The 16,168-nt window shown below is 63.5% G+C and carries 17 protein-coding genes; 7 read left to right on the top strand and 10 right to left on the bottom strand.

Annotated features, from left to right (window positions below; genetic code table 11):
- Both FHS69_RS04905 and FHS69_RS04900 read left to right on the top strand, forming a co-directional pair.
- Window positions 1-453: a tRNA (cytidine(34)-2'-O)-methyltransferase gene (locus FHS69_RS04905; RefSeq protein WP_166776744.1), complete on the top strand. Its 453-nt coding sequence runs from the start codon at window positions 1-3 to the stop codon at window positions 451-453.
- A gap of 79 nt (window positions 454-532) precedes the next feature.
- Window positions 533-883 (top strand): ArsR/SmtB family transcription factor, encoded by a 351-nt coding sequence (locus FHS69_RS04900; RefSeq protein WP_166776743.1) that lies wholly within the window; start codon window positions 533-535, stop codon window positions 881-883.
- Here FHS69_RS04900 and FHS69_RS04895 read toward each other — a convergent pair.
- Window positions 874-1,245 carry a VOC family protein gene (locus tag FHS69_RS04895; RefSeq protein WP_067673078.1) on the bottom strand — a complete coding sequence of 124 codons (372 nt, stop codon included), beginning with the start codon at window positions 1,243-1,245 and terminating at the stop codon, window positions 874-876. The two genes, FHS69_RS04900 and FHS69_RS04895, sit on opposite strands and share 10 nt — an antisense overlap.
- A gap of 121 nt (window positions 1,246-1,366) precedes the next feature.
- On the opposite strand from FHS69_RS04895, the gene soxR reads away from it, so the two are divergent.
- Window positions 1,367-1,804 carry a redox-sensitive transcriptional activator SoxR gene (soxR, locus tag FHS69_RS04890; RefSeq protein WP_166776742.1) on the top strand — a complete coding sequence of 146 codons (438 nt, stop codon included), beginning with the start codon at window positions 1,367-1,369 and terminating at the stop codon, window positions 1,802-1,804.
- Between the two features lie 59 nt (window positions 1,805-1,863).
- On the opposite strand, the gene FHS69_RS04885 is transcribed toward soxR, so the two are convergent.
- From FHS69_RS04885 to FHS69_RS04865, 5 genes are all read right to left on the bottom strand, one after another.
- Window positions 1,864-2,232 carry a hypothetical protein gene (locus tag FHS69_RS04885; RefSeq protein WP_166776741.1) on the bottom strand — a complete coding sequence of 123 codons (369 nt, stop codon included), beginning with the start codon at window positions 2,230-2,232 and terminating at the stop codon, window positions 1,864-1,866.
- Between the two features lie 208 nt (window positions 2,233-2,440).
- Window positions 2,441-2,968 (bottom strand): SixA phosphatase family protein, encoded by a 528-nt coding sequence (locus tag FHS69_RS04880; RefSeq protein WP_166776740.1) that lies wholly within the window; start codon window positions 2,966-2,968, stop codon window positions 2,441-2,443.
- Between the two features lie 10 nt (window positions 2,969-2,978).
- Window positions 2,979-5,720, bottom strand: coding sequence for a helicase C-terminal domain-containing protein (locus tag FHS69_RS04875; RefSeq protein WP_166776739.1), 2,742 nt, complete (start codon window positions 5,718-5,720; stop codon window positions 2,979-2,981).
- A gap of 141 nt (window positions 5,721-5,861) precedes the next feature.
- Window positions 5,862-6,290, bottom strand: coding sequence for a hypothetical protein (locus FHS69_RS04870; RefSeq protein ID WP_166776738.1), 429 nt, complete (start codon window positions 6,288-6,290; stop codon window positions 5,862-5,864).
- 716 nt (window positions 6,291-7,006) lie between these two features.
- Window positions 7,007-7,324 carry a hypothetical protein gene (locus tag FHS69_RS04865; protein WP_166776737.1) on the bottom strand — a complete coding sequence of 106 codons (318 nt, stop codon included), beginning with the start codon at window positions 7,322-7,324 and terminating at the stop codon, window positions 7,007-7,009.
- Between the two features lie 302 nt (window positions 7,325-7,626).
- On the opposite strand from FHS69_RS04865, the gene FHS69_RS04860 reads away from it, so the two are divergent.
- Both FHS69_RS04860 and FHS69_RS04855 read left to right on the top strand, forming a co-directional pair.
- On the top strand, window positions 7,627-9,255 hold the full coding sequence (locus FHS69_RS04860; protein WP_166776736.1) for a lysine--tRNA ligase: 1,629 nt from the start codon (window positions 7,627-7,629) through the stop codon (window positions 9,253-9,255).
- Window positions 9,256-9,364: 109 nt separating this feature from the next.
- Window positions 9,365-10,489: a PAS domain-containing protein gene (locus FHS69_RS04855; RefSeq protein WP_166776735.1), complete on the top strand. Its 1,125-nt coding sequence runs from the start codon at window positions 9,365-9,367 to the stop codon at window positions 10,487-10,489.
- Window positions 10,490-10,499: 10 nt separating this feature from the next.
- On the opposite strand, the gene FHS69_RS04850 is transcribed toward FHS69_RS04855, so the two are convergent.
- The gene (locus FHS69_RS04850; RefSeq protein WP_094063372.1) at window positions 10,500-11,168 is read right to left on the bottom strand and encodes a prolyl hydroxylase family protein; all 669 of its coding nucleotides are present in this window, start codon (window positions 11,166-11,168) and stop codon (window positions 10,500-10,502) included.
- Between the two features lie 100 nt (window positions 11,169-11,268).
- On the opposite strand from FHS69_RS04850, the gene FHS69_RS04845 reads away from it, so the two are divergent.
- Window positions 11,269-11,823 carry a cytochrome b gene (locus FHS69_RS04845; protein ID WP_341801683.1) on the top strand — a complete coding sequence of 185 codons (555 nt, stop codon included), beginning with the start codon at window positions 11,269-11,271 and terminating at the stop codon, window positions 11,821-11,823.
- A gap of 85 nt (window positions 11,824-11,908) precedes the next feature.
- Here FHS69_RS04845 and FHS69_RS04840 read toward each other — a convergent pair whose 3' ends face one another.
- Entirely contained in the window at window positions 11,909-12,901 is a 993-nt protein-coding gene (locus FHS69_RS04840; protein WP_243844527.1) for an RcnB family protein, read from the bottom strand.
- Between the two features lie 186 nt (window positions 12,902-13,087).
- On the opposite strand from FHS69_RS04840, the gene FHS69_RS04835 reads away from it, so the two are divergent.
- Complete coding sequence (locus FHS69_RS04835) at window positions 13,088-13,657, top strand: pyridoxamine 5'-phosphate oxidase family protein (RefSeq protein WP_166776733.1); 570 nt, start codon at window positions 13,088-13,090, stop codon at window positions 13,655-13,657.
- 99 nt (window positions 13,658-13,756) lie between these two features.
- Here the strand turns inward: FHS69_RS04835 and FHS69_RS04830 are convergent, their stop codons facing one another.
- On the bottom strand, window positions 13,757-14,194 hold the full coding sequence (locus FHS69_RS04830) for an FKBP-type peptidyl-prolyl cis-trans isomerase (protein WP_067469639.1): 438 nt from the start codon (window positions 14,192-14,194) through the stop codon (window positions 13,757-13,759).
- A gap of 142 nt (window positions 14,195-14,336) precedes the next feature.
- Window positions 14,337-16,148: a sensor domain-containing diguanylate cyclase gene (locus FHS69_RS04825; protein WP_166776732.1), complete on the bottom strand. Its 1,812-nt coding sequence runs from the start codon at window positions 16,146-16,148 to the stop codon at window positions 14,337-14,339.
- Between the last annotated feature and the right edge of the window lie 20 nt (window positions 16,149-16,168).

The following is a 16,168-nucleotide window of genomic DNA, read 5'->3' as shown; positions in this document are numbered from 1 at the left end:
ATGCGGATCGCGATGTACGAACCCGAGATCGCGGGGAATGTCGGCGCCGTCCTGCGGCTTTGTGCCTGTTTGGGTGTGGGAGTAGATCTAATCGAACCAATGGGGTTCGAATGGGATGATCGGCGCGTTCGTCGCGCGGCCATGGATTACATCGATCATGTCGAGATCAGACGCCATGCCGGTTTTGCCGAATTCCAGGACACGCTTGGGTCGGGCCGACTCGTCCTGTTTACCACCAAGACCACACGCTCGGCCTATGACTGCACCTATCGACCCGATGATGTGCTGCTGTTCGGCAAGGAAAGCGCGGGCGTGCCCCAGGCGGTGGCCGATGCCTGCAGCGAAAGGGTGCGGCTGCCGATGCGCAGCGAGGTGCGTTCGCTCAATGTCGCCACCAGCGCTGCCATCGCGCTGTCCGAGGCGCTCAGGCAGACCGATATGCTGCCCCGCTAAGCGCAAGCGGTGGACAAGTCGGCACCATGCGCTGCACCGCGCTTGAGCGACTCGGCAACCGCTTCGTAACCATGATCGCATGACGGACACATTCGCCGCGCTTTCGGATCCGACCCGGCGGCTCCTGCTCGACCGGCTGAGTGAGCAGGGCGGGCTCACGCTGTCCGCGCTGGCCGAAGGCCTGCCGATGACGCGGCAGGCGGTGGCCAAGCACCTCGCCGTGCTCGAGGCGGCCGAACTGGTCGCCTCCGAGCGCGACGGGCGCTGCAAGCGGCATTACCTCAACCCGGTGCCGCTCGCGAAAATGGCGCGGCGGTGGCTGGGCCGGTTCGAGGAAGTGCCGCTGGCCGCGATGGCGGGGTTTCGCAATCCGGATACGAGCGATGTTGGCGGGCGAACAGCGGCTCGCGCAGGATCGGCTCATTCATAGCTGACCACCTCGAATTCGATCCCGTCCCAGTCGAAGAAATAGAACCGCCGCCCGGGTTCGTAATCGTCATGCCCGAAGGGTTCGAGCCCGTGTTCGGCCACGATTTTCTCCGCCGCGTCGAGGTCGTCAACGGTGAAGGCGATATGGTTGAGCGGCTGGCCCTTGGCGAACTCGCCCTTCACGTGATCGCCGGTATAGAGAGCGATGTAATCGTGCTCGGCACCGATATGGACTGAGCGCCCGTATTTCAGCGACGGCCCGCGCCAGCGCTCCTCCCAGCCGAGCAGCTCCGTGAGCAGCGCGGCGCTGCGTTCGGGATCGGTGACCGAGATATTCGCGTGTTCCAATCGTCCTTTGGCCATAGTGCATCTCCTGTGTTGAGCGGGGCCATGACTGGGCCGGGCCGCCCGATTGCGATGCACAGGCATATGCAACCTCAACTTCACTTGAGGTCAAGCTTCATTTGCCCTATCACTCTGATCGATGAATGCGAACGACCTCCTCAGCATCGGCGATCTGGCGCGCCGGACCGGCCTGTCCGCCTCGGCGATCCGGTTCTACGAAGACAAGGGACTGATCCATTCGATCCGCACTGCGGGCAACCAGCGGCGCTTCCTGCGCAGCGATATCAGGCGGCTGAGTTTCATCCTGATCGTGCAGAAGCTGGGGCTGTCGCTCGAGGAGATCGGCGATCATCTGCGCAGCCTGCCGCAGGGGCGCAATCCGTCGAGCTTCGACTGGTGGAAGATCAGCGAGGCGATCCGCGAGAGCCTCGACCGGCGGATCGCGCAATTGCAGGCACTGCGCGACAATCTCGACGGCTGCATCGGCTGCGGCTGCCTCAGCCTGAAGACCTGCAAGATCTACAATCCCGACGACATCGCCGCCGAGGGCGGGCCGGGACCGCGGGTTTTGCGGTGATCTGCGGAACTGCCGATTGCGTTCGCTTCTGGCCCGAGCAAGGCTGGCCCGCAATTCGTTCAATCGTCGAGTTCGTATAGCGCTGTCGCCACGACCTGCACGTGGTCCCTTCGCTGGTCCGGCATCTGCGCTCGACTGATGATGATCGAAAAGTGCGGCGCTGCTCGATTCTGGTAGATGGTCGAAGCCATTTCGCCTTGCAGCTGATCGTCGAGCTTCTGCCAACGCGACAGGAATGCATCGCTCGCCAGCACTGCTTCGACGACCGGTTGCATGTCGCTGCCGCCGCCACCGGTAATGTGGCAGAAAGGAATCCGGTCGGAGACCACGAGGATGAAACCTGCGTCGATCGTCACGTTGATCCGAAGATAGTGATTGGCGACGCGCAAGTCCTGTGGCGGCAATGCAGCCTCGTCGACCGAATTCACCCATCCCGCCTTGTTTCCCAGGCCCAGTCGCTCGGCAAAACCCCTGGATCATTGGCCCATGATGCCGGATCGAGAATCCATTGCTCGCATCCGCGCAACGCCCTTTCGAACCCGTTTTCAAGCTCGGTTGGCGCTGCTGTTGCGGACGCTGTCGTCAAGGCGAGACTGATCGCGCCGATCGCAAATCCTCGGTTCATCAATTGCCCCCTCAATATTCCGGACCGAGCTCCGCATCGAGATCGCGCGGGCGGGCAAAATGGGCGAGTTTGCCGCAGCCCGTCCGCAATTCGCTCCAGTCTTCGATATCGAGTTCGAACACCGCATAGGCGGCAGTGGGGAATTTGACCTTCGCCTCGTCGTACAGCGCGTTCTCGTTCTTCGGTGCCACCAGTTCGAACAGCATGTCGCCGAGGCCGGGATTGTGGCCCGACACCAGCAGCGCATCGCCATCGCCCCCGGTTTCGCGGATCACGTCCATGATCGTGTCGGTCCCGGCGAGATACAGCCGTTCGTCCCATTGCGGCGCGAGCATGGGCAGCGCCGCAGCCAGCGTCTGCTTGACCCGTTCGGCGGGGCTGGCGACGAGCCGGTCCCAATCGACGCCATGCGCGCGGATGTGATCGCCGATCACCTGCGCCCCGCGGCGCCCGCGATCGTTGAGCCCGCGATCGAAATCGTGCTTGTCGCTCTGGCCCCAGTCGGACTTGGCGTGACGCAGCAGGCCGAGGATCTTCATGCGCGCGTCTTCACTGGGGCTGGGTCTCCGCTGCTGAGTGTTCGGGGCTAACAACACCCTTGGCGACGCGCTGTAAAGCCTCTTCGAGTGTCAGCCGCGTGACGGGCGTGCCTTCGGGAAAGGCGGAGAGCAACCGGCTGGGGAAGGCGGGGGAAAGCACGACGAAATGGCCCGAATCCTCGCGCGTGCGGATCAGCCGACCGAAAGCCTGCGCCAGCCGCGCGCGAATGATGCGGTCGTCATAGCGCTTGGCGCCGCCTTCCTGCTCGGCCGCAGCGGCGCGGCGCGCGCGGTGCAGGATCGTCGGGCGCGGCCACGGCACGCTTTCCATCACCACGCAGCGCAAGGACCGGCCGGGCACATCCACCCCGTCGCGCAGCGCATCGGTGCCGAGCAGGCTGGCGCGCGGATCGTCGCGGAAAATGTCGGTCAGCGTGCCCGTATCGATCGGGTCGACATGCTGCGCATAGAGCGGCAGCCCGGCGCGGGCGAGCCGGTCGGCGATGCGGCCATAGACTGCGCGCATCCGGCGGATCGCGGTGAACAGTCCCAGCACGCCGCCATCGCTCGCCTCGATCAGCCGCGCATAGGCTCCCGCAAGCGCGGGGATGTCGCCCTTGCGGATATCGGTGACAATCAGCACTTCGGCCCTGCTCGCGTAATCGAACGGGCTGTCGGCCTGCGCGGTCTTCGGCAGCAGTTCGAGATGCGGTGCGCCGCTTTTCGCGATCGCATGCGGCCAGTCGGGGCCGGTCTCGTCGCGATCGGTCAGCGTGGCGCTGGTCAGCATCACGCCATGCGCGGGTTCGAGCACGGTCTTGGCGAAGGGCTTCATCGGGTCGAGCCAGTGGCGGTAGAGCCCGACGTCGAATTCGCGCGCATCGTTGCGGTCGACCTGCAGCCAGTCGACGAATTCGGGATCGGCGGGGCCGCCCAGGCGCGACAGCAGCGCTTCCCATGCGGCGATCAGGTCGATCCGCCAGGCCAGCGAATGGCGCGCGCCCTCGATCCGCGCGCGGCCCTGGCCGTCGAGCCAGTCGGGAGCATCCTCCATGATCGCCTCGAGCCGTCCGGCAAGCTTGAGCAGCGGCGTGCGGATCGCCGCGAGCGCCTGCGCGGCGATCCCGGCGGCTTCGACCAGTTCACCGGGCAATTGCGAGGTCTCGGTCTCGATGCCGTAGCCCATTTCCAGCCCGCTTTCGTCGCGCGCGAATGTGGTGGCGCGCACCGCAGCGAGCAGGTTTTCGAGCGGGCCGATCGGCGCGCCTTCGCCCAGCCGTCCGAGCCAGCCTTCGGCAGGCAGGGCCTGTGCCGCCACAACTGCGGCTTCGACCGCTTCGCCGCCCGCATCGTCATAGCTTGCGACATCCGCCAGCCGCGCCGACAAACCGCGGCGGCGGCCTCGGCTGTTCTTTTCCGGCCCGATGATCCAGCGGCGCAGTTCGATCGCCTCCTGCCCGGTCAGCGCGGCGGAAAAGGTGCTGTCGGCAGCATCGAAGACATGGTGGCCCTCGTCGAACACGATCCGCGTGGGGCGCGCATTGGCGTCGCGTCCGCGCGCCGCATTGACCATCACCAGCGCATGGTTGGCGATCACGAGATCGGCCTGCGCCGCATTGCGCGCGCTGCGTTCGATGAAGCACTTCCGGTAATGCGGGCAGCCGGCATAGACGCATTCGCCGCGCTGATCAGTGAGCGCCGCGATCCCGCGCTTGCGGAACAGCGTGCCGAGCCAGCCGGGCAGGTCGCCGCCGATCATGTCGCCATCCTGCGAATAGGCCGCCCAGCGCGCGACCAGATGCGCGAGGATCGCCGGGCGCCCGGCAAAACCGCCCTGCAGCGCGTCCTCCAGATTGAGCAGGCAGAGGTAGTTTTCGCGCCCCTTGCGCACCACCACCGGGGGGGAACCGTCGGGCCGCGTCGCGGGCCAGGCGCGCGCGCTTTCGCGGCGTAGCTGGCGCTGCAGGTTCTTGGTGTAGGTCGATACCCACACCGTTCCGCCCGAACGTTCCGCCCACAGCGAGGCGGGGGCGAGATAGCCGAGCGTCTTGCCGATCCCGGTACCCGCCTGCGCCAGCAGAACATGCGGCCGCTTCTGCCGGTCGCGCGGACCGAAGACATGGCCTGCCCCGCGCGAGAACAGCCGCTGCCCTTCGCGCTTTTCGGATCCCTCACCGGTCAGCCGTTCGAGATGCGCCTCGATCTCGGGCTCGTCGATCAGCACCTGCGCCGGTTGCGCGCGTTCGGGTGTTTCCTCCCATTCGGGCAGGCGGCTGAACAGCCACTTCTCCGCGCGTTCGGGCTTCCGCACATGCGGGGCGAGCACGCCCGCCCACGGCCAGCGCAGCCGCGCGAGCGATTGCAGCGAGGACCACGCGCCCTCGCGCTGCAGCCAGTCCTCGCTCTCGCAGGTTGCCACCAGAACGCCCGCCGCCTGCTGCAGCAGCAATGGCACGCCCGCATCGTCCGCCGGCTCGTCCAGTCCCAGCGCATGTGCCAGCCCTTTGGGGGTGGGCACGCAGAATGTGGCCGGATGGACGAAAGCGAACAGTTCGAGCAGGTCGAGCCCCGACAGGTCGGGATAGCCAAGCCGGCTCGCCACCAGCGGCGCATTCATCAGCAATTGCGGCGTGTCGGCGGCGGCCATCACCGCCTCGCCCTTCGAACAGCCGCGCGTCGCCCCATTCGCATCGCGCAGCCAGGTGCCGGCATGGCTGGCATGCAGCGCGGGGAGGGGAAGGGGCGGGGTCACGCCACGGCGTTAGAACACAAAAGGAACGCGGGGCAAGCACCCGCAGCGCCTTTGCGGTGGGCTGTGATGGTGTCCGTTATCGGAAAACGCTGGGCGTCGACTGGATGTCCTGAATTAGGGTGGAAAGCGGACGGTCAGAAATCAGAAATCCTCGAACGGTTCATCTGCCGACGTCACAATACGAACCGATCCGCAGTTTGACTCAACGTGTGCAACATTATCTGGAGCGACATGATGCTCGATGACCAAAGTGGACTCATCTTGCCAGCTAAGATCAATGTCTGCTTGACCGTGTCCCCAGAACGCCCGGCAACTGAGCAAGGGTGCGTCACTGGGGTTCCATGTGCTCTTGACGAAGACTAGACGCTCAAAACCGCTTAAAGCGCCCCCATCATCGAACTGAACACGCGCCTCATGTGAACCGTTTGGTGATTCTGCACGCTCATAAATGGTCCGCTCCGAGCCTGCGATTAGCATTGCTCCCAAAAAGAGACCGGGACTAATGAGAACAAATCCTGCCGTCAGGATAAGGCAACCAGATACCCGAAAAATCTTTGCCCAGTTCGCCATCCTTCATCCCTCGTGAAAAGCTCTTTGCAGGAAGTCAGCCTGGCTTGATAGATTAGCGACCGCAATTAGTCTCGTTAGCTGCCCGTCCGTTTTTGGCGAGAAGTATCTGGTAGCTGTTGGTCGGCTTTCGGGCATCGGACTAGTCAAGGGGATCGACCAATACTGGGGTGGGAAGCGGTCGTTAGATAATCACGCCCTGACGATAAGCGATCTTGGCTGGGCCATGAATTTTGCTTCCGCGCTTTGTCACTTCCAAAGAAACAGATGGACGCTCAATTCGAGTGAACAAAACACCTAGGCAGTAATAAAGTCTCATGTCTTGGCCAACATCCGCCTCGACGTGAAGCTCCAACCGATCCGGGTCAGGGCCGTAATTTCATACAACCGCTCCTTCGCCATAAAAGCGCTTGATCGTTTCCCGGATAAACTCTGCTTCATGCTCTTCCAGCAAAGTTGGCTCTTGGGGAGGAAGGGGCGACGAGGCTTTAGGCATCAAACAACTATATCCGCTGCCGGAAGGTCCGCAAATAGGGTCGTGAGCCGACCGGCCGGTTCTAGCACCAACAGACGTTCGGACGAGTTCGCGATTTACGGATGCCGATCGAATGCGGATCAAGGAATTACGCGTTATCGCAATTCGGTTCTGAATGGCCGCTCTTAGGCTGCTTTGGCGACAGGGACATTGGCAGCAAAGGGGTGGAGAGCTGTCCCTATCGCTATTGAGTGGTCTCGTCCTCAAACGTCATTGACCACACGATGACCACATATCCTTCTGCCTTGACCTCTTCTAGAGCACGCTTGTCCGTTCCCGCTTGAAAGGTGGGACCACTTGTCGAAACCTCTCTCTCAAACCGCCAGGGCGCATATTCCTCGGGGAGGTTCGCCCCCGATTTGTCAATCGAGTAGGCCATAGCTCCATCCGTGCCTGCAAACATATAGATGGATTCCAAGAGGGCATCTCCTTTACCGGGATAGGTGGTGCATGCTGCAGCTAACAGCAACATCACGCTGTTGACGTATCTCTTGAGCGTCATGCTCCTTTTTCTACGAGGCATGATTAATGTCCGCAATCGGGTCGGCAAGCGACAGGGCGCTTTCAGGCGAGACGGCATGTCGCCTGTCCTACACGGCGCTTTCCGGATAGTCTCTGCCGCATGCCGCAACTCTGCTTCCTTCAACGCTACCCCGATCGCACCTGCGTCGGAAGTCGGCGGCTTTTGTCTCGCAGGACCGTGGTCCATGCGGTCCATGTGACTGGAGCCGGTCTCCGGCGATCCTACAGGTCTCCAACACTTCGCACTTGCGAAAGCGGCGGTCACCCGTAATGGCGTTCCGCATGAGCATGACCGATCTGATCGCCGCTGCACGCGTGTCCAAGGCCTGGCCGTTCCAGGAGGCGCAGCGCCTGCTCAAACGCTATCCCGACGGCGCGAAGCCCGACGGCTCGCCGGTCCTGTTCGAAACCGGCTATGGCCCCAGCGGGCTGCCGCATATCGGCACCTTCCAGGAAGTGCTGCGCACCACGCTCGTGCGCCGCGCGTTCGAGGCCATGATCGGGGCGAAGCCCGAAGACGGCAAGACGCGGCTGGTCGCGTTCTCGGACGATATGGACGGGCTGCGCAAGGTGCCCGACAACGTGCCCAACCAGCAGCTGCTGCAGGAAAACCTGCACCTGCCGCTGAGCCGGGTGCCCAACCCCTTCGACAGCGCGCACGACAGCTTCGCGGCGCACAACAACGCGATGCTGCGCGAATTCCTCGACCGCTTCGGCTTCCATTACGAGTTCGTCTCGGCCAGCGATCGCTACAATTCGGGTGCCTTCGACGACGCGCTGCGACAGGTGCTGCGCAAGAACCAGCAGATCCTCGACATCATGCTGCCGACGCTGCGCGAGGAACGCCGCCAGACCTATTCGCCGGTGCTGCCGGTCAGCCCGCAGACCGGACGCGTGCTGCAGGTGCCGGTCGAGGTGGTCGATGCGGAGGCGGGGACGATCCGCTTCACCGACGAGGACGGCACCGTCGTCGAGCAGAGTGCACTCGGCGGCATGAGCAAGCTGCAGTGGAAGGTCGACTGGGCGATGCGCTGGTATGCGCTGGGCGTCGATTACGAGATGTACGGCAAGGACCTGACCGATAGCGGCGTACAGTCGGGCAAGATCGTCCAGGTGCTCGGCGGGCGCAAGCCCGAAGGGCTGATCTACGAGCTGTTCCTCGACGAGAAGGGCGAGAAGATTTCCAAGTCGAAGGGCAATGGCCTGACGATCGACGAATGGCTGACCTATGGCTCGGAAGAGAGCCTCGGTTTCTACATCTTCCCCAATCCCAAGAGCGCCAAGCAGCTGCATGTCGGCGTGATCCCGCGCGCGGTGGACGATTACTGGCAGTTCCGCGAGCGGCTGGCCGAGCAGGAGCTCGACAAGCAGCTCGGCAATCCGGTGTGGCACCTCGCACGGGCGAATGGCGGTTTCGAGGGAGCGGAGGCTCCGGGTGCGGGCGACAGCCTGCCGGTGACCTACGGCCTTCTGCTCAACCTCGCGAGCGTTCTGGGTGCCGAGGCGAGCGAGGCATCGCTGCGCGACTATCTCGCCAGCTATATCGGTGCCGATAGCATCACGCCCGAACTCGAAGTGCTGATCGGCACCGCGGTCGCCTATACGCGCGACTACATCGTTCCCACGCTGGACAAGCGCGCACCGACTGCGAACGAGGCCGAGGCGCTGCGTGCGCTCGACAGCTATCTGGCGCAAGCGGACGAGGGCACCAGTGCCGAGGACCTGCAGACGCAGGTCTACGAGATCGGGAAGCGCGAGGAATACGGTTTCGCCTCGCTGCGCGACTGGTTCAAGGCGCTCTACCAGACGCTGCTCGGCAGCGAACAGGGGCCGCGCATGGGCAGTTTCATCGCGCTATATGGCGTGGCGAACACGCGTAAGCTGATCGCCGAAGCGCTCGGGCGGGTGTGACCAGCCGGCCCGTCGGGCGGCGCATATTGGGGAAATTTCGGACTTGCCACGCTTGGATCTTGGCGACAGTCTGAGCGGCAGTGAAAGGGCAGCTTCACGGGGGTAGGCCATGGGTGACGCCATGGGCGAAGAGGATGGAAGTACCGCCAACGGCGGTATGAGCGGCGATGCTGCCGCGCAAGCGGCGCACAATGCGCGCATGGCCGGTCGGCTGGCGAAATTGCGGATCGGCTCATCGCAATTGTTCCTGCAGATGACCGAACAGACCCCCATGGCGCTGTGTCTTGCGGATCCGCATCAGCCCGATTGCCCACTGGTCTATTGCAACCGGGCGTTCCTCGATCTGACCGGCTATTCGCGCGACGAGGTCATCGGCCACAATTGCCGCCTGCTGCAGGGGCCGAAGACCAAGCGTTCGGCAGCGGCCAGCCTCGCCGAAGCGATCCGCAGCGAGCGGTATACCGTCGTCGACATCCTCAACTATCGCAAGGATGGCACCTCGTTCTGGAACGCCGTGCATGTCGGGCCGATCTACGACGAACAGGGCGCGCTGGTCTATTACTTCGGTTCGCAATTGGACATCACCGAATTGCTCGCCGCGCGGGAATCAATCGTGGAAGGCGATCGCGTAGCCGCCGAACTGCGCCACCGGACCGACAATCTGTTCTCGGTGCTGAGCGCGATCGTTCGCTTGTCCGCGCGCAACACGCAGGATGTCGGTGAACTTACCGAGAAGCTCGAACGGCGGATCGAGGCGCTCGCCGGGGCGCATCGCGCATCGCTTTCGGCTGACGCCCTCGAGCACGACCGGACCAATCTGCGCACGCTGATCGAAGCAGTGATGCGGCCCTATCGCAACGCCCGCGCCGATCGCATCGATCTGGCAGGCAAACTGATCGAACTGCCGCGCCAGCACGTCACGCCACTGGGGCTGACCATGCATGAACTGGCGACCAATGCGCTCAAATACGGCGCGCTGTCGCACGAAGACGGCAAGGTTAATATCGACTGGGAAGTCAAAGAAGGCGCGCTGGTAATCCACTGGGTCGAGCGGCGCGAAACGGGGGCGAGCCCGCTGCCGGTCGAACCGGTGACCAAGGGGTCCGGTTCGGGCACCCGGTTGATCGAGGGGGTCATGCGCGGATTGGGCGGGGCGGCCGATATGCGTTTCGATCCCGAAGGCTTCCGCGCTACGATCCGCGTGCCGGTCAGCCCGGTAGCAGGGGCGGGCTGACGCAGCTCGGCTAACTATGTTTCCGCGTGCGATACCACTTGGTGAGCACGTATTTCTGGCCCTTGATGACGGGCGTTCCCGCATGCAGCGTGTGTTCGTTCGGTAGCCCATCGGGGGTGGCGTTGTTCCACACCAGCAGCACCCCGGGCTTGGGTTCGATCGAAGCGCCGACCTCGACGAAATGCGTGTGCCCGCCTTCTTCGACCTCGTTGAGAAACGCCATTGCGGTCCAGCAGCGCTGGCCGCCCCGCTTGCGCTCCAGCTTCCAATAATCCTGATCGGTGTAGAACCAGTCGTTGTGTGGCTTGAATTCCTGCCCGGGCAGATAACGCTGGCCCTGGATATTCTCGCCCACCTTGCCGGGAAGACCGAGCACATCATCGATCCGGCGCGAGATTGCCTTCACGAAGGGATCGTGCGGATCGAAATTGCCCGAATAGGACGTGCGGAACTTTGCCACATAGGCGGTTTCGTGCAGTTCGCTGGGCCGCGCCACGGCGTCGATCATGCGCATGAGCCGCGTGCATTCTTCGGCCGACAGGAAATCGCCGATCGCGTAGATTTCCGCCATGTCGGTGGGGATCTTGTAGGCCTGCGGATCGCCTTCGAGACGCTGACGCACCTTCGCGCCGACGCGTTTGAGGGCATCCTGATCGGGAACGGCAAGGGTCTTTGTCATGCGTGCCGTGTTAGCAAGCATGGAGCAGTCTTCAAGCCGCCCGCTTGCCGCGCTGGGAATGGCCGCTAGGATGGTCGCTCCAGCGACCGGGAGGACAAGGGTGAACGAAATTAGCGCGAAGCGATACTCGACCGGGGCAATGATCTTTCACTGGGTCATTGCGGTTCTGGTGATCATGAACTGGCAGATCGCCGAACGCGCGCAATCGCTCGACATGCCGATGAAGGCCGAGGTGTTCGGATATCACAAGGCGTGGGGAATCTTAATCCTCGCTTTAACTTTAGGTCGCCTGCTCTGGCGGGTCACGCATCGCGTGCCGCCGCTCCCCGCGGATCTCGCGCGTTGGGAGGCCATGCTCGCGCGGACGGTGCATGTGCTGTTCTACGTGCTTCTCATCGGCTTGCCACTGGGTGGCTGGCTCGCCAATTCGCTGGCCGGCCGCAGTATCGACTTCTTCGGGCTGTTCACCATTCCCGCGATTCCGGTGGCTGAGAATGGCGAACTCGCCGGTCGGATATACGGCGTGCACGCGCTTGGCGGGTCGATCTTCATTTATCTGATCGGCTTGCACATTCTCGGCGCGCTCAAGCACACCTTCTTCGACCGCAACGGCGGGATCTTCCGGATGCTGCCCTTCGGCAGGGTACCCGACTGAAGAAAAGGAAAAACCCCCGCCGATCGCTCGGCGGGGGTTCTTGGCGCACGACCGGACCACTCTCGAAACCGGCGCGCGGAAAGCCTTACCAGAAGAAGTCGTAGATCACGTCGACCACTTCGCCATTGTAGATGTCGACCAGCAGCACGTCGTCATAGTAACGCACCCAGCGGTACGGGCCGTAGACGTCGGGCAGGCGATAGCGCCAGGGATCGTTGATCCAGTAGCGGCTGCCGAAGAACAGGCTGCCGAGTTGGACGCCCACGCTGATCCGACGGTAGCGATAGTCGCGGTATGGCGCGTAATAACGTCCGAGCCGGAAAATGCTGCGGTTGCTGTAACGATAGCGCTGCCAGTCGTAGCGGCTGTTGTTGCGCCACCGCCGGTTGTCCCAACGATTGTAGCTGTGCCAGCGACGGCCATCGTAATAACGCGCCTGCCGCTGGTCGCGACGCGCATTGCGATACCCGTCACGGTAGCCGTCACGACGGATACGCCGATCTTCGCGGGCATCGCGGCGCGCCTCGCGCCGGGCCCGTTCGCGGCGGTCGTTGGATCGCGCATCGCGTCGTGCCTGGTCACGGCGATATTCAGCGCGTGCTTCACGGCGTGCCTGCTGGCGGCGCTCGTTGCTGCGCGCTTCTCGCCTGGCCTGTTCGCGAGGCTCGGCCGAACGGCGATCGCTCCGCCGTTCAGTCCGTGCTTCGGAACGCGCACGTGCTTCGCGACGGGCGTTGCGCTCGCGCGCAGCCTCGGCGCGATCCCTGCTTTGTCCGCGGGCGCGGCTCAGATCTGCGCGGTTGTTGCCGCGACTGTCCTGGCGGTCGACCTGAACAGGCCGGCGTTCGCTTCGAGCGCGGCGGATTTCGCGCGAATCCTGTTGGCGCATACGCTGACGTGCTTCGCCACGCTGGCGTTGGCGCTGCTGGCGGGCATCCCCGCGATCGCCGCGATCGCGCTGCGCGCGTTCCTGTCGATCGCGAGACTGGGCTTCGGCGGGATCGGGAAGGGCAACGAAGGCCATGGCAGCTGCAAGTGCCCCAAGCGCGCTGCCCTTCATCAACTTGGTCAATATCATGGAGCGTATCCTCTAGTATCTGTCCTGAGCCGCTCCACCACCCGCGGCCTGTCGATGTGCCGATTTGTAACAGACCGGCCTGACCCGAAACTGAACCGCTTCCTACGGCTTCGGTTCATGTAGCAATAAACTTTTATGAACAAGGTGAGCTTGGCACCATCGGGCTTACCGTGCATTGCTGGCAGCATGTACGAAGACTTCGGAGAGATCCGCGCCGATGTGATTGATCGGCTTACCCATGCAGTGACCGACCGTTCGGTCCCGATGCACACGCCCGTGGTCGCTACCGCGGATGCCGATGCGCGGGTCATGGTGCTGCGCGGGGTAGAGCGAGGGGGCTGGCTGCTGCGCTTCCACACCGATGCGCGTGCGCCGAAGGTGGCAGCCATACTGCGCGACCCCCGGATCGCGGTGCTGGGCTACGACAAACAGGCGAAAATCCAGTTGCGAATGCGGGGCCAGGCCCGGATCGAACGGGACGGCGCGCGAGTGGAAGAGGCTTGGGCCGAAAGCACCAATTTTGCGCGCCGATGCTATCTCGGAGATGCGCCGGGTCAGTCATCGCCCGTGCCCACGTCGGGATTGCCCGAAGCGTTCGAAACGTCCGAGCCCGCCGATGCCCAGCTGGTTCCCGCGCGCCCCAATTTCGCGCTGTTAATGGTCGAAGTGGAGGAAATTGACTGGTTCAGTCTCGCCCATTCGGGCCATCGTCGCGCGCTGCTGACCCCAGATGAGGCGCGTTGGATAGCGCCCTGACGGGGTGTGCTACCACGGGCAGTTTCTAGGTGGCTTGGGCGAACGCCGCGAATCCGGTGCATGGACACGGAGCCGCAGGCGATCGCCCAGCCGCTCCTCTTACGCCGCCTGCTTGATATCGCGCAGCGTGATCGCGAAGCTGATGTCTTCGCCGGCGAGCGGGTGGTTGCCGTCAGCCTTGATAGCCTGGTCGCCGACTTCGACGACATAGAGCGTCATCGGCGTACCGTCCTGCTGCTGGGCCTGCAGCGCCATGCCCGGCTGCGGTGCCGGTTCGGGCGGCAGGTTCTCGCGCGGGATCTCGATGACCAGTTCATCGCGACGCGGGCCAAAAGCGCTGTCGCACGCGATCTCGACAGTCTGTTCCTCGCCGACTTCCATGCCGGTCAGCGCCTGCTCGATCTGCGGGAAGATCTGGCCGCTGCCCAGTTGGATGTCCTGCGGGCCCTGTTCTTCAGTGGTGCCGACCACTTCGCCGTCGCCTCTGCGCAGCACGTAGTCGATCGATACGGTGTCACCGTTTGCGGGAGTTGGCATAAATGTCCTTCTCGAAATTGGATTTGCGCGGCTGCGGAAAGCCGCCGGGATCGTATCCGGAAGCGGATACCTTGGCCCCAGTGTCGCAATTCGGCGGCAATGCGTCAAACGAAGTCGGCGCGCACCCGGCTCACATTATCGATCACAGAGGTTCGAGTTCTTCATAGACCACGCAACGCGCCCGCCCGCTGTGCTTGGCGCGGTAGAGCGCATCGTCGGCTGCGCGCAGCAACTGGCTTTCGTCCCAGCGCAAATTGTACTGCGCCACGCCGATGCTGACAGTGACGCGCTCGAGCCCCGCCGCGTTCCAGTCGAGATTGGCCAGCGCATCGGCCAGGACCAGGCAGCGGTCGCGAACCTGCTGCGCATCGTTACCGGGCATGACGAGCAAAAATTCCTCGCCGCCGAGCCGGCCGACCATTTCGCGTCCCTGCAATTGCGCTTCGAGGACCTGGCTCACCTTGACCAATGTCATGTCGCCCACTTCGTGACCGAAACGATCGTTGATCGACTTGAAGTGATCGATATCGACCATTGCGATCGTAAGTGTCTGGTCGCCCGCTTCCGCCAGCTCCATTTCGACGCCCAGCCGCCCGATGATCTTGCGCCGGTTCGGGATGCCCGTGAGATGGTCGGTTTCGGCAAGAATGCGAACTTCGGCGGCTTCGGTCTCGGCGCGTTCGCGGGCACGCTCCAGTTCGCGCAGGGCTTCGGCGCGCTCGGTTACATCCATGATGGTGCCGAAAACCTCCGATGCCCGACCGTCGGCTCCCAGTTCGATCTCGGTACGGCATTCGAACTGGCTGGTCGTGCCATCGTCGCGTTCGATCCGGGCTTCGAAAGCGAGGGGGACACCGGTCTGCAACGCGGTGGCCATCAGTCCGGTAACGCGCAATTGGTCCGTCTCGTGGAATATCTGCGTCAACTCTTCGAGCGTACGCGGCAGGTGCTGGACGTCGAGCATTCGCGCGGCCTCGTCGGACCAGTAAATCGCAGGCATTTCGGGCGTGTGCCGCCAATGGCCTACACGCGCCGCGCGTTCGGCATTCTCGAGCAAGCGATTGCTGGTGGCGATCTGGTCAAGGTCTCTGCGGTGACGTGCCAGCGACAGCGCCACGGGCAGGGTCGAGACCAGCAGGGCCAGCAGATAGACCTGCAAGAACAGGACCTGCTGTTCGACCGGGGGGAAGAACTGCCCCACCGGGCCGAGATTGAAGATGGTCAGTACCGATCCGATCGTGGCGACCAGCAGGAGGGCCAGAACGGCGCCGCTCAGGCCGATCGCAGCCGTGGTGATCGAGATTGCGACCAGCGGCAGTATGAGCAGCGGAACGTCGGCCTGGCCGAAAGCCGCGAGCGCGGTCAGGATCACGAAAACCATGATCCAGAAACCCCGGAAGGTCAGAATGCCGCGGTCGTGCTTGCGATCCTGCAGCAGGAAGAGGATCACGGGGGTCACGATCAGCATGCCCAGGGTGACGGTGCTCATCCAAGAAGACAGGAAGACCGTGTCGAAATTGCGCGACAACACACCGGCCATCAGCGCGCTGGCGGCCCCACCGATCACGGCGGATCCGGCAAAGCGAACGAGGTTCAACGGCCGCGCGAGCAACATGTACTTCGATTGCCCGCGGCCCATCAGGCTGAACACCAGCCAGCCTTCGATCAGATTGGCAATGGTGTAACCGAGCGAAGCCAGCGGAGCGGCGCCTGCGCTGAAATTGGCCGCGAAGCTCGCAACCGCGACACAAGCGGTCACCATATTACGTCCGCGGGGATTGAGATGCAGCAGCGCGGCCACGAAGATACCGCTCGAGGGCCAGACGGCGGCGATGCCGTCGGCGCCCTCGGTAAGCTGCAGCGCCACCATGGCGCAGACGAACCACGCCAGGCCATAGAGCGCCGCCCAGCGCAGTTCGGTCTCGGTCGAAACCTTTACTTCCCGATAGTACAAGTCAGCCCCCTTCGTCGTTT

Origin of the sequence: Qipengyuania flava, assembly GCF_011762005.1 — a bacterium.
Taxonomy (GTDB): Bacteria; Pseudomonadota; Alphaproteobacteria; order Sphingomonadales; family Sphingomonadaceae; genus Qipengyuania; species Qipengyuania flava.
The sequence above is the reverse complement of the archived record's forward strand: the minus strand, read 5'-3'. Positions and strand labels throughout refer to the sequence as shown.